General features: G+C 64.9%; 18 protein-coding genes and 1 pseudogene. 5 read left to right on the top strand and 14 right to left on the bottom strand.

Annotated features, from left to right (window positions below):
• Positions 1 to 34: 34 nt before the first annotated feature.
• From AB3347_RS20160 to AB3347_RS20120, 9 genes are all read right to left on the bottom strand, one after another.
• Complete coding sequence (locus AB3347_RS20160) at positions 35 to 616, bottom strand: hypothetical protein (protein WP_369093505.1); 582 nt, start codon at positions 614 to 616, stop codon at positions 35 to 37.
• A 164-nt stretch (positions 617 to 780) separates the two neighbouring features.
• The gene (fabF, locus tag AB3347_RS20155) at positions 781 to 2,031 is read right to left on the bottom strand and encodes a beta-ketoacyl-ACP synthase II (RefSeq protein WP_369093504.1); all 1,251 of its coding nucleotides are present in this window, start codon (positions 2,029 to 2,031) and stop codon (positions 781 to 783) included.
• Positions 2,032 to 2,069: 38 nt separating this feature from the next.
• Entirely contained in the window at positions 2,070 to 2,309 is a 240-nt protein-coding gene (gene acpP / locus AB3347_RS20150; RefSeq protein ID WP_020653257.1) for an acyl carrier protein, read from the bottom strand.
• 183 nt (positions 2,310 to 2,492) lie between these two features.
• The gene (gene fabG, locus AB3347_RS20145; RefSeq protein WP_369093503.1) at positions 2,493 to 3,230 is read right to left on the bottom strand and encodes a 3-oxoacyl-ACP reductase FabG; all 738 of its coding nucleotides are present in this window, start codon (positions 3,228 to 3,230) and stop codon (positions 2,493 to 2,495) included.
• 41 nt (positions 3,231 to 3,271) lie between these two features.
• Positions 3,272 to 4,210, bottom strand: coding sequence for an ACP S-malonyltransferase (gene fabD / locus AB3347_RS20140; RefSeq protein ID WP_369093502.1), 939 nt, complete (start codon positions 4,208 to 4,210; stop codon positions 3,272 to 3,274).
• A gap of 144 nt (positions 4,211 to 4,354) precedes the next feature.
• Positions 4,355 to 5,341 (bottom strand): beta-ketoacyl-ACP synthase III, encoded by a 987-nt coding sequence (locus AB3347_RS20135; protein WP_369093501.1) that lies wholly within the window; start codon positions 5,339 to 5,341, stop codon positions 4,355 to 4,357.
• Between the two features lie 25 nt (positions 5,342 to 5,366).
• On the bottom strand, positions 5,367 to 6,392 hold the full coding sequence (gene plsX / locus AB3347_RS20130; RefSeq protein ID WP_369093500.1) for a phosphate acyltransferase PlsX: 1,026 nt from the start codon (positions 6,390 to 6,392) through the stop codon (positions 5,367 to 5,369).
• A 203-nt stretch (positions 6,393 to 6,595) separates the two neighbouring features.
• A complete protein-coding gene (gene rpmF / locus AB3347_RS20125) occupies positions 6,596 to 6,778 on the bottom strand; it encodes a 50S ribosomal protein L32 (RefSeq protein ID WP_005666806.1) in 183 nt (60 codons plus the stop codon).
• Between the two features lie 217 nt (positions 6,779 to 6,995).
• Positions 6,996 to 7,493 (bottom strand): DUF177 domain-containing protein, encoded by a 498-nt coding sequence (locus AB3347_RS20120; protein WP_369093499.1) that lies wholly within the window; start codon positions 7,491 to 7,493, stop codon positions 6,996 to 6,998.
• 196 nt (positions 7,494 to 7,689) lie between these two features.
• Between AB3347_RS20120 and AB3347_RS20115 the strand changes: the two genes are divergently transcribed.
• On the top strand, positions 7,690 to 8,304 hold the full coding sequence (locus AB3347_RS20115) for a Maf-like protein (protein ID WP_369093498.1): 615 nt from the start codon (positions 7,690 to 7,692) through the stop codon (positions 8,302 to 8,304).
• 21 nt (positions 8,305 to 8,325) lie between these two features.
• On the top strand, positions 8,326 to 9,075 hold the full coding sequence (locus tag AB3347_RS20110; RefSeq protein ID WP_369093497.1) for an SAM-dependent methyltransferase: 750 nt from the start codon (positions 8,326 to 8,328) through the stop codon (positions 9,073 to 9,075).
• 38 nt (positions 9,076 to 9,113) lie between these two features.
• On the opposite strand, the gene AB3347_RS20105 is transcribed toward AB3347_RS20110, so the two are convergent.
• Both AB3347_RS20105 and rlmJ read right to left on the bottom strand, forming a co-directional pair.
• Positions 9,114 to 10,379, bottom strand: a complete 1,266-nt coding sequence (locus AB3347_RS20105; protein WP_369093496.1) for an EAL and HDOD domain-containing protein — start codon at positions 10,377 to 10,379, stop codon at positions 9,114 to 9,116.
• A 122-nt stretch (positions 10,380 to 10,501) separates the two neighbouring features.
• Positions 10,502 to 11,749: a 23S rRNA (adenine(2030)-N(6))-methyltransferase RlmJ gene (gene rlmJ, locus AB3347_RS20100; protein WP_369093495.1), complete on the bottom strand. Its 1,248-nt coding sequence runs from the start codon at positions 11,747 to 11,749 to the stop codon at positions 10,502 to 10,504.
• A 291-nt stretch (positions 11,750 to 12,040) separates the two neighbouring features.
• On the opposite strand from rlmJ, the gene AB3347_RS20095 reads away from it, so the two are divergent.
• On the top strand, positions 12,041 to 13,015 hold the full coding sequence (locus AB3347_RS20095; RefSeq protein WP_369093494.1) for an IS1595 family transposase: 975 nt from the start codon (positions 12,041 to 12,043) through the stop codon (positions 13,013 to 13,015).
• 70 nt (positions 13,016 to 13,085) lie between these two features.
• On the opposite strand, the gene aceA is transcribed toward AB3347_RS20095, so the two are convergent.
• On the bottom strand, positions 13,086 to 14,384 hold the full coding sequence (gene aceA, locus AB3347_RS20090) for an isocitrate lyase (RefSeq protein ID WP_369093493.1): 1,299 nt from the start codon (positions 14,382 to 14,384) through the stop codon (positions 13,086 to 13,088).
• A gap of 472 nt (positions 14,385 to 14,856) precedes the next feature.
• On the opposite strand from aceA, the gene AB3347_RS20085 reads away from it, so the two are divergent.
• Positions 14,857 to 15,495: a PEP-CTERM sorting domain-containing protein gene (locus AB3347_RS20085; RefSeq protein WP_369093492.1), complete on the top strand. Its 639-nt coding sequence runs from the start codon at positions 14,857 to 14,859 to the stop codon at positions 15,493 to 15,495.
• A 36-nt stretch (positions 15,496 to 15,531) separates the two neighbouring features.
• On the opposite strand, the gene AB3347_RS20080 is transcribed toward AB3347_RS20085, so the two are convergent.
• Positions 15,532 to 15,852: a hypothetical protein gene (locus AB3347_RS20080; RefSeq protein ID WP_369093491.1), complete on the bottom strand. Its 321-nt coding sequence runs from the start codon at positions 15,850 to 15,852 to the stop codon at positions 15,532 to 15,534.
• 131 nt (positions 15,853 to 15,983) lie between these two features.
• Here AB3347_RS20080 and AB3347_RS20075 point away from each other — a divergent pair, with 131 nt between their 5' ends.
• Positions 15,984 to 16,244 (top strand): PEPxxWA-CTERM sorting domain-containing protein, encoded by a 261-nt coding sequence (locus AB3347_RS20075; RefSeq protein WP_369093490.1) that lies wholly within the window; start codon positions 15,984 to 15,986, stop codon positions 16,242 to 16,244.
• A 73-nt stretch (positions 16,245 to 16,317) separates the two neighbouring features.
• Here AB3347_RS20075 and AB3347_RS20070 read toward each other — a convergent pair.
• Positions 16,318 to 16,668: pseudogene (locus AB3347_RS20070) on the bottom strand (type VI secretion system ATPase TssH); the annotation flags it as partial.

Below are 16,668 nucleotides of genomic sequence, written 5' to 3'. Positions count from 1 at the left end.
CCTCCTGCTTAAGAGTTGGCCCGCTGCAATAAGTTCAACGTATTTTGTGCGTCGTCGATGTCGCGCCGCCGGCCCCGCCGGCCCCGCCGGCCCCGCCGAGCGCCACCGCCAGGGCACGCAAGGCCTCCGGCGGCAGACTGTCGGGCAGGACGGCGACGCTGCGGCAGACGACGTCGCGGCGGACACGCATGCGCGCGCAAAACCGGACGAGGCGCCGCTTCGGCGCCTCGTCCGCGGCCGGGCCGCGCGCCGTTTCCAGGCGCAGCAGCATCAGCCGCGGCCACAGCGTCGAGCCCGGCAAAAGCCGCGCCGGCAGGGCCTCGCATGCGTCCATCCGCTCCCCCTGTTGTACCGTCAGGCGTAGCTGGCCGACTCCAGAAATATCAATGCGATGCACCGTTGCAGGAACCAGCGCGGCATGCAGCACGCATGCGCCTGCGAACAGCAGCGCGCCCGCCACGGCGGGCCCGCCGGCGAAGCTTGCGACGGCGGGATCGGCCACGAACGCAGGCAGGCCCGCGGCGCCGGCGGCCGCAAGCAGGGAAACGCCGAAGCCGGCGAGCAGGCAGCGCAGGCGGCGCGACGGCGCAATGACGACGGTCAGCGCGATCGACATGGTCGGAGTGGAAAAAGAGGGGCGCCCGCAGGCCGGAGCCGCGCGGAAGGAGATACGGGGGGTATTGCTGTTGCGCTGGACCGAACGGCCCAGGCTGTCAGGCGCCCATTCCGGTTAGACCGGAATGGGCGTGGTCTGGTTCAGGTCCGCAGCAGGGATCTGCGTCAGACTTTTGCGAAGACGAGGGTACCGTTGGTACCGCCGAAGCCGAAGGAGTTCTTGACCGCGTAATCGATCTTCATGTCCCGTGCCGTGTTGGCCACGAAGTCCAGGTCGCATTCCGGATCCTGGTTGAAGATGTTGATGGTCGGCGGCGACACCTGGTTGTGGATCGCCAGCACGGTGAACACCGATTCCAGGCCGCCCGCGCCACCCAGCAGGTGACCGGTCATCGACTTGGTCGAGTTCACGACCAGGCCGGACTTGGCGTGGTCGCCGAAGACGCGCTTGATGCCGCGCACTTCCGCCACGTCGCCCAGCGGCGTCGAGGTGCCGTGCGCATTCACGTACTGGACTTCGCCGGCGTTCAGGCCCGCATTCTTCAGCGCCGCCACCATGCAGCGCGCCGCGCCGCTACCATCCTCGACCGGCGAGGTGATGTGGTTGGCGTCCGCGCTCATGCCGAAGCCGATGACTTCGGCGTAGATCCTGGCGCCGCGTGCGACCGCGTGTTCGTACTCTTCGAGCACCATCACGCCGGCGCCCTCGCCCAGCACGAAGCCGTCGCGGTCCTTGTCCCACGGACGCGAGGCGGTGGCCGGATCGTCGTTGCGGGTGGACAGCGCGCGTGCCGAGGCGAAACCGCCCAGGCCCAGCGGCGACACGGTCGATTCCGCGCCGCCGGCGACCATCACGTCGGCATCGCCGTACTCGATCAGGCGAGCGGCGGCGCCGATGCAGTGCAGGCCGGTGGTGCAGGCGGTGACGATCGCCAGGTTCGGGCCGCGCAGGCCGAATTTGATCGAGAGATCGCCCGAGATCATGTTGATGATCGAAGCCGGCACGAAGAAGGGCGAGATGCGGCGCGGGCCGCGATTCATGTACTCTTCCTTGGTGGCTTCGATCATCGGCAGGCCGCCGATGCCCGAACCGATGGTCACACCGATGCGGTCCGCGTTTTCCTCGGTCACGACAATGCCCGAATCCTGCAGGGCCTGGATGCCGGCGGCCATGCCGTAATGGATAAAGCTATCCATGTTACGGCCTTCCTTGCCCGGCAGGTAGTCTTCCACCTTGAAGTTCTTCACTTCTCCGGCGAAATGCGTCGTGAACGGCGTCGCGTCGAACTTGGTGATGTTGGCAATGCCCGACTTACCGGCCAGCGCCGCGTCCCACGCCTCGGCAATGGTGTTGCCGATTGGTGAAATGCAGCCCAGGCCGGTAACGACGACACGGCGGTTGCGTGAACGGCTCAAGCGATTCTCCCAGAAACTTTTAAAGCGACAGCGACAGCTTAGGCCTTGACGTGCGCGGTGGCGTAGTCGATGGCTTGCTTGACGGTGGTGATCTTCTCAGCCTGCTCGTCAGGGATTTCCATTTCGAACTCGTCTTCCAGTGCCATCACCAGTTCCACGGTGTCCAGCGAGTCAGCGCCGAGGTCGTCAACGAACGAGGATTCGATCTTGATGTCTGCTTCTGCAACGCCCAGTTGCTCAGCGACGATTTTTTTAACGCGTTGTTCGATATCCGACATGTTATGGCTCCATTAAGGTATGTGTTGCGGAAAGTGCGCGCATTTTATCAGGTTTGCGCGGTGAAAAACTACTTTCGGCAGCTCCTGCTATTTCCACCGAAATTACTGCTAAAAGAGGCGAATGCTCCGGATTTCTTATCGCAAGCATTGCGCAAGCCGGGCAGTTCGCCTCCTTTATACTCTTCAATTCATGTACATGCCGCCATTCACGTGCAGCTCGGTGCCCGTGATATAGGCCGCCGTCGGGCCCGCCAGGAAGGCGACGGCGTGGGCGATGTCTTCCGGCTGGCCCAGGCGGCCCAGCGGGATCTGGCCCAGCAGCGCGGCGTGCTGATCGTCGCCCAGCGCCTTGGTCATGTCGGTGTCGATGAAGCCCGGCGCCACGCAGTTGACGGTGATGTTGCGGCTGCCGATCTCGCGCGCCAGCGCGCGGGTCATGCCGGCCACGCCGGCCTTGGCGGCGGCGTAGTTCATCTGGCCCGGGTTGCCCGAGGCGCCCACCACCGAGGTGATGTTGATGATGCGGCCGTGCTTGGCTTTCATCATGCCGCGCAGTACCAGGCGCGACAGGCGGCCGACGGCGGTCAGGTTGGTGGAAATCACGCTGTCCCACTCCTCGTCCTTCATGCGCATGGCCAGGTTGTCCTGGGTGATGCCGGCATTGTTGACCAGGATCGACAGGCTGCCGAAGCTCTTCTGCACGTCGTCGACCACGGCGGCGCAGTTGGCCGCATCGGTGACGTTCAGGACCACGCCCTTGCCGCCGAATTCGGCCAGGTAGGCGCCGATCGCCTCCGCGCCGGCGCCGCTGGTGGCGGTGCCGACCACTTTCGCGCCCTGGCGCGCCAGTTCCAGCGCGATGGCCTTGCCGATACCGCGCGATGCGCCGGTGACGAGAGCGACTTGGTTCTCCAGATTCATGCTATTCCTTTTTCGTTTCTGTTCGTATTCGGCCGACTGCTTCAGGCCGACTGCATCGAGGCCAGCACGCGCTCCAGCGCGGCCTGGTCGACCAGGGCTTCGCCCACCAGCACCGGATCGATGCGCTTGGCCATGCCGATCAGGGTCTTGCTCGGCGCGCATTCGATCACCTGGGTGATGCCGTCGGCAGCCATCTTCTGCATGGTCTCGACCCAGCGCACCGGGCCGGCGGCCTGGCGTGCCAGCGCGTCCTTGATCGCAGCCGGATCGTGCAGGATAGCCACGTCCACGTTGTTGATCAAGTCGATCAGGGGCGCCGAGAAAACGATGTTTTCCATGTAGTCGCGCAGGCGGTCCGCGGCCGGCTTGAGCAGCGACGAGTGGAACGGCGCCGACACCGCCAGCTTCATGGCGCGCTTGGCGCCCTTGGCCTTGGCGATCTCGCAGGCGCGGTCGATCGCGGCGGCGTGGCCGGCGATCACGATCTGGGTCGGCTCGTTGAAGTTGACCGCTTCCACCACCTCGCCCTGGGCAGCCTCGAGGCAGACTGCGCGCACCTCGTCGGCCTGCAGGCCCAGCACGACGGCCATGCCGCCCTGCCCCACCGGCACCGCTTCCTGCATCGATTGGGCGCGGAAGCGCACCAGCGGCACCGCGTCCTTGAACGGGATCACGCCCGCGGCGACCAGGGCCGAATACTCGCCCAGGCTGTGGCCGGCCACCACGCTCGGCACCGGGCCGCCGGCGGCGATCCAGGCGCGGTACACGGCGACCGCGGCGGTCAGCATCACGGGCTGGGTGTTGGTGGTGAGGTCGAGGTCTTCCTTCGGGCCTTCGGCGATCAGCTTGCCGATGTCGAAGCCGAGGGCCTCGGATGCCTCGGCGACGGTCTGCTCGACCACCGGGTTGCCGGCGAAACCGTTCAGCATGCCGACGGCCTGGGCGCCCTGGCCCGTAAACAGGAATGCGAATTTCGTCATTTTATTGTTCTCCGTAGGGTGGGCGGATCTTCCGCCCACGCGGTGATTGTTACGAGCTGAAATGTCGGGCGCGATGATCTTGCTGTTACCTATCACCGCGTGGGCGGCATAGCCGCCCACCCTACAAATGCGATGCCTGTGCTATTACATGCGGGCGAGCACCGCGCCCCAGGTGAAGCCGCCGCCGACGCCTTCCATCAGCACGTTCTGGCCCGGCTTGATGCGGCCGTCGCGCACCGCGCAATCGAGCGCCAGCGGGATCGAGGCGGCCGAGGTGTTGCCGTGCTGGTCGACGGTGACGACCATCTTTTCCAGCGGCAGGTCGAGCTTCTTGGCGGTGCCCTTCATGATGCGCAGGTTGGCCTGGTGCGGGATCAGCCAGTCGATGTCGGATGGCTGCATCCTGGCGTGCTCGAGCGCTTCCTTGGCGACTTCTTCCAGCACGGTGACGGCCAGCTTGAAGACCGCCGGGCCATCCATGTACAGGAAGCCGCTGCCGGCCACCGCGCCGCCGGCCAGGTTGCCCGGGATCGACAGGATGTGCGACTGGCTGCCGTCGGCGTGCAGCTTGGTGGCCAGGATGCCCGGCTCTTCCGACGCTTCCAGCACCACGGCGCCGGCGCCGTCGCCGAACAGCACGCAGGTGGTGCGGTCGGTGAAATCGAGGATGCGCGAGAACACTTCCGCGCCGATTACCAGCACGCGCTTGTAGACGCCGGCGCGGATGAAGGCGTCGGCGGTCGAGACCGCGTACACGAAGCCGCTGCACACCGCCTGCACGTCGAAGGCGGCGCTGCCGTTGTTCATGCCGAGCTTCTGCTGCACGATGCAGGCGGTGCTCGGGAAGCTGCCGTGGAAGTCCGGGGTCGAGCTGGCGACGATCACCAGGTCGATGTCGGCAGGCAGCCGGCCGGCCGCTTCCAGGGCCTTGCGCGCCGCGTTAACGGCCAGGTCGGAGGCATTCTCGTCGGCCGCCGCATAATGGCGGCTCGAAATGCCGCTGCGGGTGACGATCCATTCGTCGGACGTCTCGATGCCGCGCTCGGCCAACTGGGCCGCGAGCGCTTCGTTGGTGACGCGCTTGGCCGGCAGGTAGCTGCCGGTACCGGTGATCTTGCTGTAAACAGTCATCTCTTCACCATCCTGCTGGTTCGGTTCAAGCCTGGCGCTGGGCGTCGGGCGGGGGCGGCATCAGTTCGGCGATCAGGGCCGACAGCTGCTCTTGTACATCGTATTTGGCGGCGTCGTAGGCGCGCTTGAGCGCCCATTCGAAGGCGAAGGCATTGGCGCCGCCGTGGCTCTTGAAGACCAGGCCTTTCAGGCCGAGCAGGCTGGCGCCGTTGTAGCGCTCCGGATTCAGCTTCTTGAGCGACTTGCGGGCCAGCAGCGCGCCGGCCATCGACAGGAAACTTTCCTTGAACACCGACTTGACGAAGCGCGACAGGCCTTCGACGGCCTTGAGCGTGACGTTGCCGACGAAACCGTCGCACACGACCACGTCCACCGTGCCCTTGAAGATGTCGTTGCCTTCGACGTTGCCGAAGAAATTCAGCTTGCCGCGCTCGTGGTCGGCCTTGAGCAACTGGCCGGTGGCCTTGACCACTTCATTGCCCTTGATGTCCTCGGTGCCGACGTTCAGCAGGCCGATGGTCGGGCGCGGCACCTTTTCCATGGCCGAGCACAGCACCGAGCCCATGATGGCGAACTGGTGCAGGTGATGCGGCTCGCAGTCGACGTTGGCGCCGAGGTCGAGCATGTAGGTCGGTCCGCCCTTCTGGTTCGGCATGATCGAGCAGATCGCGGGACGGTCGACGCCGGCCATGGTCTTGAGTACGTAGCGCGAAATGGCCATCAGGGCGCCGGTATTGCCGGCCGAGACGCTGGCGTTGGCCGTGCCGTCCTTGACCAGCTCGACCGCCACGCGCATGGACGAGTCCTTCTTCTTGCGCAGGGCGATTTCGAGCGGGTCGTCCATGGTGACGACTTCGGTGGCGTTCTTGAGCGTGATGCGCGGATTCGCTTCGGCGTGGTGCTTTTTCAGCTCGGCACGCAGGACGTCTTCAAGGCCCACCAGGATGAGGTCTACGTCAGCTTGTTTTTTTAGAAACGAAATGGCTGCCGGAATGGTAACTGAGGGGCCGTGGTCGCCGCCCATGCAGTCAATGGAAATTGTGATTGTCATTTGTCTGGGGATGCCGGCTCAGGCAAGACGAGCGGCAGTGCGGGCGGCAAGACGGGATCGGGCGTGGCTCGTGGCCAGCCGCTGTCCGCGCAATTCAAAATGACGGAGTGCAAGGTTGTTGCAGCCGAGGATAAAGAAAAAGCGGCGCCACGCAGATAACATACGTCGCACCGCTTTCATGGTACTAAAGTACAAGACGTCGATTACTCGTCGTTCTTGGTCTTCAGGACTTTACGACCACGGTAGAAACCGTTCGGGCTGATGTGGTGACGCAGGTGGGTTTCGCCGGTGGTCGGCTCGACTGCCAGGTTCGGTGCGGTCAGGAAATCGTGCGAACGGTGCATGCCGCGCTTCGACGGGGACTTCTTATTCTGCTGAACTGCCATGATGACTCCTAATACATAAGTTCTAAAATTCTAACACATTCGATTTGCAAATACTTGCAGATCGAGTATCCCAGCGGCAATTTCTTATTCATCCATCGCCGACATGTTTTAACGCTGCTACATCAACTGCCTACTGCCATACTCGACTACTGCACGCGTTTGACACGTTCTTTCAGTCGTACTGCTCGGTACTGCGGTACTACTAATTCTTCAATGCTTATTCGGACTTGAGATTTTTCAGGGCCGCGAACGGCGAGACCTTCTCGGTCTTGAGGGCGTCCAGGAGCTGGGTGTCCGGACATACCTCGTGTTTCGGTGCCTGCGGCAGTGCCAGCAAGGCTTCGTCTTCCAGCAGCTGGCGGATATCGCACTCGCGGCTGCCGACGATCACATCGATGCTCTCGTCGTCGAGGACTTCCTCGATGCCGTCGGCGTCCTCGTCGTCCTTGCCGAGCACCAGCATGGTGGACGAATCGATCTCGTATTCGAACGGCGCCAGGCAACGCTGGCAGGCCAGCTTCACGGGACCGGCGACCGTCAGGGTCATCGCCGGGTAGCCCTGCTTGGTCAGGCTGCCGTCGATCGACCAACGGATCTCGCCCGAATTGTCGGCGCAATCGGCTGCCAGACGGGGCATCTCGGCCACAGGGGTCACGCCCTCGCGGTGTCCGCTATTCCGGCAAAACTCGAAGGCGTCAATGACAAAAGCGCTCATTTGGAAAACTTCCCCGGAAAACCTGCGATAATAGCAGGCTTCTCCCCGCAGAGTCAAAGACTTACGTCGATTTTGACCGGCCTGCGTTGTACGTGTTCCATGCGCCGCATGTATCGGGCGGATTTATCACGTTCTCTTGTCGGAGATATATGATCTATTAGCTTTGCTTATAGTTTTACTTATTCGCCAGACCGTAATGATACCAAGTTCTGCGCTTCCGCGCCTCATTCTCGCATCCAGTTCCGCTTACCGGCGCGAGCTGCTGTCGCGCCTGCAACTCCCCTTCGAAGCGATCGCCCCCAGCATCGACGAGACCCCGCAGCCGGGCGAAGCGCCGCAGGACACCGCCCTGCGCCTAGCGCGCGAGAAGGCGGCCGCGGTGGGCGCCCAGGCGCCGGGTGCGCTGGTGATCGGCTCGGACCAGGTCGCGACCCTCGACGGCATGCAGATCGGCAAGCCGGGCGACCATGCGCGTGCGCTGGCCCAGCTGCAGCTGATGCGCGGGCGCCGCGTCGTCTTCCATACGGCCCTGTGCCTGTGGGACGGCCGGGTGGCCGATGCCGCGCTGGCGGCGCAAGTGGAAAACGTGCAGGTCTTCGTCGACTTCCGCGACCTGCCGGACGCCGAACTGGATGCCTACCTGCGCATCGAGCAGCCCTACGACTGCGCCGGCAGCGCCAAGAACGAAGGCCTGGGCATCGCCCTGCTCGAGCGGATCGAATCGAGCGACCCGACCGCCCTCACCGGCCTGCCCCTGATCGCCCTGACTGGCATGCTGCGCCGCGCCGGCCTGCCCTTCTTCGGCCTGTAACACCTTATATTCAACAACACGATGCCTGGCACCCTTTACCTGATCCCGAACACCCTTGGTCCCGTCGACGCCGCTCCCGGCGCCCTGTCCGCCCTGCTGCCGACGCAGGTGCAGGCGCTGACCGCGAAGCTCGACTATTTCGTCGCCGAGAACGCCAAGACCGCGCGCGCCTTTTTGAAACTGGTCGCCATCGACCACCCGCTGGCCAGGCCGCTGCAGGAAATCGAGATCGCCGAGCTGAACGTGAACACGCCGCCGGCCGCCCTCGCGCAACTGCTGGCGCCGCTGCTGGCCGGACGCGATGCCGGACTGGTGTCGGAAGCCGGGGTGCCGGCGGTGGCCGATCCGGGCGCCGACCTGGTGCGCCTGGCCCACCAGCACGGGATTGCCGTGCGTCCGCTGGTGGGACCGTCCTCGCTGCTGCTGGCGGTGATGGCGAGCGGCCTGAACGGCCAGAGTTTCGCCTTCAACGGCTACCTGCCGACCGACGCGGTCCAGCGCAGCAAGCGCATCCAGCAACTGGAGGGGCGTTCGCGCAGCGAGAAGCAGACCCAGTTGCTGATCGAAACGCCCTACCGCAACGGCCAGATGCTGGAAGCGCTGGTCGCCGCCTGCCAGCCGGGAACCCTGGTGTGCGTGGCCACCGACCTGTCGCTGGCCAGCGAGTCGGTCAGGACGATGACGGCGGCAAAATGGAAGGCGGCGCTGGCGGCCGGCAAGGCGCCGGATTTTCACAAAAAGCCGACCGTGTTCCTGTTCCTGGCGCAGTAAGCCCCTGGTGTGGCCGGCAAGCCGGCCACATCGGTACATCAGTGCACTTCGTGGGTCAGCTCGCGCACCCAGTCGAAGGCCTGCAGCTCGATCTCGCGGATCTGCGCCACGCTCAGGCCCAGCTTGCGCAGCGCGTTGTACAGCTTGCAGCCGCCCTCGGCCGCCTCGAGCAGCTCGGCGATCCGCAGCATGGTGCCGAACTCGCCTTCGCGGTCGAGCAGCGCGGCGCGCACGTCGTCCGCCACTTCGACATTGTCGAGAATGTCTTTCATCGGAATCGAGAACAGCGCATCGGCCAGGGACATGATGCCCACCGTGAACGCGCGGTCGGCCCGGGCCGGGTCGCCCGGATGGCTGGCCTGGGTCATCAGCTCGAGCAGCTTGCCGCGGGTGGTGGCCAGTTGCAGCAGCGGCGAGGCCAGCTCCACTCCGCCGGCGGTCGTGTACAGCAGGATCTGCAGCCAGCGCTGCAGCTGGCGCCGTCCCAGCTGGCTCAGCGCCTGCGACAGCGATTCGATCTGCGGCCCCGGCGCCGCGCGGCTATTGACCAGGCGTAGCAGGTTCAGGCTGATCAGCGCGTCGCGCTTGACCGCGGTTTCGATCATTTGCGCATCGGCATCCGAACCCACCAGCTCCAACAGGCGCAGGATCGCCATCTCGGAGGGGGTGATCTTCTTGCCCGACAAAATCACCGGACGGGCGAAGTAATAGCCCTGGAAGTATTCGAAGCCGAGGTCCATGCACAGCCTGAACTCGTCGAGCGTCTCGACCTTCTCGGCCAGCAACTTCTTGCCGGTGGCCTTCAGCGAGGCCACCAGGCCCCGCAACTCGTCGCGCGGGGCCAACTTGACGTCGACCTTGATGACGTCGACCAGGCCGACCAGCCGGTCGAGCTCGGGCGAATGCTCGGTGACGTCGTCGACCGCGAACTTGAAGCCGAGCTCTTTCAGCTCGGCGACCCGCGCCACCAACTGCCGGGTCGGCTTGACGGTTTCCAGGATTTCGAGGATAACTTTATGCGGAGGCAGGAAACGTACGAAGTCGCTCATCAGGACTACTTCGTCGACATTCACGAAGGCCAGCTGTTCGCCGACCACCTGTTCCATGCCCAGCTGCGACGCGTGCGAAATCACCGCGGCGGTTGCGGCGGCATTGTCGGTCAGCTTCGCATCGTCGTCTTCGCCGGCGGCCCGGAACAGCAACTCGAATGCCACGAGGTGCTGGTCACGGCCGAGGATAGGCTGACGCGCGAGGAAAAAATCGTTGGACGGCACGGATGCCGCTGCCGTTGCTTCGGCATGCATCAAGAAAACTCCTGGAAACTGTTGCGGCTCGGATAAGCCAGCCGGGCAGGCGCGCGAACGCCTGCCTCGGAGACTATACTACAAATTCGACATTATTAGCATTTTTATATCGAACCGCCGGATCAGCGATTGCCGCCGCCCTTGCCGCCCGAGCTCGAGCGTGGGCCGCCGGACCTCGGCCCGGCCGAGCGCGGCCCGGCCGAGCGCGGCCCGGCCGAACGTGGCCCGCCCGCACCCGGGCCGGCAGTGCGCGGCGCCGCCTGACGCGGGCCGGCCGTGGCCGGACGCTTGCCCGGACCGCGCCCGTCGCCTGCAGCGCCTGCCTTCGGCTCGCCCTGCGGCTTGCCCTGGGCATTCCCGTCGGGACGCCAGACGCGGCGCGCACCGGTCTTGCCGGCCGCCGGGGCGCTTGCCGCCGGCTTGGCGCCGCGCGCCTCCTCGTCGCCTTCGCGCACCATGCTCTGGCCCGGCAGGCGCAGGCTGCCCTTGCCCGACAGCGGGCTGGCGCGGCGCGCGTTGCCGACCGGCGTACGCGGCCCCTCGCCGGCCAGGCGCGCCGAGGCGGCGCCGGTGAGCTGGGTGCCGGTTTCGATGGTGAAGCGGGCGCCGCTGTCCTTGCCCAGCACCTGCACCAGCCAGGGCATGGTCTCGCGCAGCATCGGCTCCAGCGTGTACGGCGGATTCAGGATGAACATGCCGCTGCTGTGCAGGCCGATGCCGTCCGGCCCCGGGGTCGACACGGTGAGCGTGACGTTCAGCCATTCCTTGGCCGGCAGCCGCTTGAGCTTGTCGGGGAACTGGCGCGACTCCATGCGTTGCAGCACCGGGTACCAGACCGCGTACATGCCGCTCGGGAAGCGGCCCAGCGCTTCTTCCAGGGCGTCGCGCACCTTCTTGTAGTCGTCCTTCACCTCATAGGGCGGGTCGACCAGCACCAGCGCGCGGCGCGACGGCGGCGGCAGCAGTTTCTTCAGGCTCTGGAAGCCGTCGCCATGCTCGATGATGACGCGCTTGCCGCGCGCGCGCTCGCCCTGCTCGGCCTTGTGCGCCTCGGCCTTGCGGACATTCTCGTGCAGGATCTTGACGTCGGCCGGATGCAGCTCGAACAGGCGCAGGCGGTCCTCGGGGCGCGACATCTGGTCGGCCACGTAGGGCGAGCCCGGGTAGTAGCGCATCTTGCCGCTCGGGTTCATTCGCTTGACCAGGTCCAGGTAGGGCTGCAGCGCCGCCGGGACATTCGTTGCGTTCCACAGCGGGCCGATGCCGGTATCGTATTCCCCGGTCTTGGTCGCCTGGAAACTGTCGAGCGCATACACGCCGGCGCCCGAGTGCGTATCGATATAGGTATAGGCGGCGTCCTTCTGGTTCATGTACAGGTGCAGCTGCACTTGTACAAAGTGTTTGAGGACATCGGCGTGGTTACCCGCGTGGAAGGCGTGGCGGTAGCTCAACATAAGCTGGAATTCCTGAGAAGAGTGTCAATGCCGTGCTTGTAACGGCGTAATGGGCGCCATTATCCACTACAACGCGGCGCGGCCGTTAGCCGGAGGCTGAAAAGAAAACGAAAAGAAAAAAGCGCTGTCATCCTTCGCTATGGATGAGGTTTGAACTGCTGAGCTGTTTCATGGTCGAACACCGGTCTCCACCACCGGGAAACGAGTATGCGTGCGCCTCAGTTCAAGAAGTGGTTTGCCAGACTGCCGGCCCTGAACCTGCCGCAGCGCCTGCACACGCTGGCCGCCCTGCATCCGGCAGCCGGCCTGGCGCAGGTGGTGGCGCTGATCGGCCAGCTTGGCGCGGCGCAGCGGCGCTGTCCCGCTTGCGCCTGCGAACGGTACCACCGGCACGGCCAGGCCAATGGCCTGCCACGCTACCGCTGCCGCGCATGCAGGCGCACCTACAACGACCTGAGCGGCACACCGCTGGCGCGCCTGCGACAGCGCGACAAGTGGCTGGCGTACCTGGGCACAGTCCTGGCCTCGACGTCGGTGCGGGCAGCAGCCAGCCAGGTCGGCGTGCACCGCAACACCGCCTTTCGCTGGCGCCACCGCTTTCTCGAGCGCGCCAAGCATGACCGTCCGCAACAGCTCAATGGCATTGCCGAGGCGGACGAGATGTTCCTGCTGGAGTCGCAAAAAGGCGCGAAAAAGCTGGACCGCCCGGCGCGCAAGCGCGGCGGACGCGCCGGCCGGCGCGGGATCTCGCGCGAGCTCGACTGCATCCTCGTGGCGCGCGACCGCGGCGGGCAGACCATCGATGCCGTGGTCGGACGCGGCGCGCTGACGGCGGCGCACCTGGCGCGCCACCTGCTGCCCAGGCTCGACCGGCAAGTGCTCCTGGTCAGCGACGGGCATGCCGCTTACCGGGCCTTCGCCCGCCAGCACGGCATTGCGCACCAGGCGATCGACCTGCGCGCCGGGGTACGGGTACGCCGAAGCGCCGCCGGCGCGATCCACGTCCAGAATGTGAACGCCTACCACAGCCGCTTTCGCCAATGGCTGAGCCGCTTTCGCGGCGTGGCCTCGCGCTACCTGTCCAACTACCTGGGCTGGCACTGGGCGCTCGATGGGAACCGGATTACGTCTGCCGCGCAATTGCTACGCATCGCGATTGAGCTCATCCATAGTGAACGATGACAGCGCCAAGAAAAAAGCCGCAGGCCCTCGCGGGCGCTGCGGCAAGTCGTACAGAGAGGTAATCGAAAAATCAGGCGACCTTTTTCTCGTCGAAGAACTGCTCGTCCTCGGTCGAGCCGTGCAGCGCGGTGGTCGAGCTCTGGTTCTGCTGGATGGTCTGGGTCACGGCGTCGAAGTAGCCGGTGCCGACTTCACGCTGGTGCTTCACCGCGGTGAAGCCCTTGTCGGCGGCGGCGAATTCCGCTTCCTGCATCTCCACGAAGGCCGACATGCCGCGGCGCGCATAGCCGTGGGCCAGGTTGAACATGCTGTAGTTCAGCGCGTGGAAGCCGGCCAGGGTGATGAACTGGAACTTGTAGCCCATCGCGCCCAGCTCCTTCTGGAACTTGGCGATGGTGGCGTCGTCCAGGTTCTTCTTCCAGTTAAACGAAGGCGAGCAGTTATAGGCCAGCATCTTGCCCGGGAACTTGGCGTGGATCGCTTCGGCAAAGCGCTTGGCGAACTCCAGATCCGGCTTGCCGGTCTCGCACCACACCAGGTCGGCGAAGGGGGCGTAGGCCAGGCCGCGCGAGATGGCCTGCTCGACGCCCGGCTTGACGCGGAAGAAGCCTTCCACGGTGCGCTCGCCGGTGCAGAACGGCTGGTCGTTGGGGTCGACGTCCGAGGTGAGCAGGTCGGCCGCTTCAGCATCGGTGCGGGCGATCACCAGGGTCGGGGTGCCCATCACGTCGGCGGCCAGGCGCGCGGCGTTGAGCTTCTCGACGGCTTCGCGGGTGGGCACCAGCACCTTGCCGCCCATGTGGCCGCATTTCTTCACCGAAGCCAGCTGGTCTTCGAAGTGCACGCCGGCGGCGCCGGCATCGATCATCGCCTTCATCAGCTCGAAGGCATTCAGCACGCCGCCGAAGCCGGCTTCGGCATCGGCCACGATCGGGGCGAAATAGTCGATGTCGTCCTTGCCTTCGGACCACTGGATCTGGTCGGCGCGCTGGAAGGTATTGTTAATGCGGCGCACCACCTGCGGCACCGAGTTGGCCGGGTACAGCGACTGGTCCGGATACATCTCGCCGGCGACGTTGGCGTCGCCCGCCACCTGCCAGCCCGACAGGTAGATGGCTTTCAGTCCGGCCTTCACCTGCTGCATGGCCTGGTTGCCGGTCAGGGCGCCGAGGGCGTTGACGTAGGGCTCGTTGTTGACCAGGTCCCACAGCTTCTCGGCGCCGCGCTTGGCCAGCGTGTGCTCGATCTGGACCGAGCCGCGCAGGCGCACGACGTCGGCCGCCGTGTAGTTGCGCGTCACGCCTTTCCAGCGCGGGTTGGTTTCCCAGTCTTGCTGGAGTTCACTGATCTGCTGTTCACGAGTAGCCATGCTGTTTCTCCTGATTGAAAAGCCATTTGGAAGACTGCGAATTCGTTGGGTAAATCATAGATCAGTTTGTGCGCAGCACAACAACTCTTATATAAGACATGAAAAGATTTTTTATGCCTTTAAAATGAATAACTTACGATACGAATTCCATGATGTGGCATAAAATTTCTCAGAATGGGAATCCCGGCCCGGCGCAGATTTGCTGCAAATTTCGCCAGGCGAAAGCATAATTTCACGATGTAAAAAATGCGTGCATACCTGGGCGTTGCTCAGATGCACCACATCATCAAATTAGTCAGCTAATAAGTTGACTTAGCGAACATGTACTGACATGATGCAATCGTCAAATTCGTCAAAACATTAACTATTTAACGAAATCACCATGCGCTCCCTCGTTCGTCATGCTGTCAGTTGCCTCTTCATTGTTGCCGCAAGTAATGCTTCTGCCGGTGTCATCACACAAGATGGCGTCGTGTTTACCTCGACCTGGTTCGGCAACAGCCTGACGCTCGAGATCGATGCGGCAAACCGCAGCGGCGGCTGGGCCGGCGCAAGTGCCATCGATGCGCTGTCGCTCAAGACCATCGGCAGCTTTTCTGGCGTGACGATGCGCTCCTCGGCCGGTACGGCCTGGTCGCTGGCGCCAAGCGAGCTGAACGCACGCGGTTGCGCCGCCCCGCGCGCCAAGGCCGGCACCGCGCCCAGCATGACCCGCCTGTGCTACGCCGGCGACGCCATCGCGCTCGGCGACAACATGCTGTTTACCTTCGACTTCACCGGCACCCCAGCCCTGTCGGCGCCGCACCTGAAGGTGCACTTCGTCGACGCCGCCGGCAACAAGACCGGCAGCCTGCTGTCGCTCGACTTCCCGGCCCAGGGCGCCAGCGCGCCGGCCGGCAGCCCGTCCGGCAACACCGGCACCGCACCGGAGCTGATCCCCGCGGCGCCGGTGCTGAACCCGCCGGCCAGCGAGCCCCCTGCAGCGAACGGCCAGCTGCCGGTCGCCACCGAAGACGACGAGGATGCGTCCGAGGTGCCGGAGCCGCGCACCCTGGGCCTGATGACGGCCGGCCTGGTGATGCTGGGCGTGGCGCGCCGCCGCCGCAAGTAGGCCTCCTCGAAGGCATTTCCATGCCAAAAAACTAACTCAGCCGCTGGTTAGTCGCCTAACAGAAAGGTCTTTACGGGCGGAATAGTCTGGATTTGCGTGCCCATCCGCACGCAAGTCCGGGCCGTTCGCCGACGCGAAGGCCCGGTCGTTCAATGCCATCGAGGAGATTGAATTGAAGACCTTACTCTGTAAAGCAACGGCCGCCCTGGCGCTCACCGCAGGCGTCGCCCTCTCGGCCCAGGCCGGTTCCCTCACCGACCAGGGCGTCACCTGCACCTCGTCCTGGTCCGGCAAGCTGCTGACCCTGGAAATCGACGCCGCCGGCCGCAGCGGCGACTGGCTCGACGCAAGCAGCATCGGCGCCCTCCGGCTCAAGGACCTGGGCAGCTTCTCCGACGTGACGCTGGTGTCGGCGCCCGGCCGGCGCAGCCAACTGGGCGCTGTCCTCGAACGAACTGAACGCGAACGGCTGTTCCGGCGGCGCGCACGTGGGCACCGGCCTGTGCTTCTCGGGCGACCGGGTGGCGCTGGCGGACAACATGGTGTTCCAGTTCGCGTTCAGCGGCGGTGCCCCGTCGCTCGATGCGCCGCACGTCAAGGTGAACTTCTTCGGCGAGGGCGATCGCAAGGTCGGCAGCCTGCTGTCGCAGACCATCGCGCCGGTGCCGGAACCGCAGACCTACGCGATGATGCTCGGCGGCCTGGGGCTGGTGGGCTTCATGGCGCGCAGCAAGCGCAAGCAGGCCTGACTCCCGCATGAATGGGACAACGGCGCGTGCCCTTGCGGGAACGCGCCGTTTTGCTTGAGGGCTGCGGCCGGCCTTACTTGGCCAGCTCGACCTGCTCGCCGAACACCAGCTGGCCGCCGCGCACCCGCACCGGGATGGTGTCTTTCGGCCCGAACTTGCCGGCCAGGATCGCCTTCGACAGCGGGTTCTCGATCTGCTGCTGGATCGCGCGCTTGAGCGGACGGGCGCCGTACACCGGGTCGTAGCCCGCTTCCGCGATCTTCTGCAGCGCTTCGTCGTCGATATCGAGCGTCATGTCCATCTTGGCCAGGCGTTGCTCCAGGTTGTGCAGCTGGATCTTGGCGATCGCGCCGATGTTCTTCTCGTCGAGCGCATGGAATACCACGATCTCGTCGATCCGGTTGATGAACTCGGGGCGGAAGTG

Source organism: Massilia sp. X63 (assembly GCF_041023745.1).
GTDB lineage: Bacteria > Pseudomonadota > Gammaproteobacteria > Burkholderiales > Burkholderiaceae_D > Telluria.
Note: the sequence above shows the minus strand (reverse complement) of the source record. Positions and strands in the feature narration are given on the sequence as shown.

Excerpts from the sequence above, each read along its gene's own strand:
- AB3347_RS20160 (WP_369093505.1), bottom strand. The coding sequence starts at position 616 with ATGTCGATCGCGCTGACCGTCGTCATTGCGCCGTCGCGCCGCCTGCGC.
- acpP (WP_020653257.1), bottom strand. The coding sequence starts at position 2,309 with ATGTCGGATATCGAACAACGCGTTAAAAAAATCGTCGCTGAGCAACTG.
- fabG (WP_369093503.1), bottom strand. The coding sequence starts at position 3,230 with ATGAATCTGGAGAACCAAGTCGCTCTCGTCACCGGCGCATCGCGCGGT.
- fabD (WP_369093502.1), bottom strand. The coding sequence starts at position 4,210 with ATGACGAAATTCGCATTCCTGTTTACGGGCCAGGGCGCCCAGGCCGTC.
- AB3347_RS20135 (WP_369093501.1), bottom strand. The coding sequence starts at position 5,341 with ATGACTGTTTACAGCAAGATCACCGGTACCGGCAGCTACCTGCCGGCC.
- plsX (WP_369093500.1), bottom strand. The coding sequence starts at position 6,392 with ATGACAATCACAATTTCCATTGACTGCATGGGCGGCGACCACGGCCCC.
- rpmF (WP_005666806.1), bottom strand. The coding sequence starts at position 6,778 with ATGGCAGTTCAGCAGAATAAGAAGTCCCCGTCGAAGCGCGGCATGCAC.
- AB3347_RS20120 (WP_369093499.1), bottom strand. The coding sequence starts at position 7,493 with ATGAGCGCTTTTGTCATTGACGCCTTCGAGTTTTGCCGGAATAGCGGA.
- AB3347_RS20115 (WP_369093498.1), top strand. The coding sequence starts at position 7,690 with ATGATACCAAGTTCTGCGCTTCCGCGCCTCATTCTCGCATCCAGTTCC.
- AB3347_RS20110 (WP_369093497.1), top strand. The coding sequence starts at position 8,326 with ATGCCTGGCACCCTTTACCTGATCCCGAACACCCTTGGTCCCGTCGAC.
- AB3347_RS20105 (WP_369093496.1), bottom strand. The coding sequence starts at position 10,379 with ATGCATGCCGAAGCAACGGCAGCGGCATCCGTGCCGTCCAACGATTTT.
- rlmJ (WP_369093495.1), bottom strand. The coding sequence starts at position 11,749 with ATGAACCAGAAGGACGCCGCCTATACCTATATCGATACGCACTCGGGC.
- AB3347_RS20095 (WP_369093494.1), top strand. The coding sequence starts at position 12,041 with ATGCGTGCGCCTCAGTTCAAGAAGTGGTTTGCCAGACTGCCGGCCCTG.
- aceA (WP_369093493.1), bottom strand. The coding sequence starts at position 14,384 with ATGGCTACTCGTGAACAGCAGATCAGTGAACTCCAGCAAGACTGGGAA.
- AB3347_RS20080 (WP_369093491.1), bottom strand. The coding sequence starts at position 15,852 with ATGCTGCTTGCGTCGAGCCAGTCGCCGCTGCGGCCGGCGGCGTCGATT.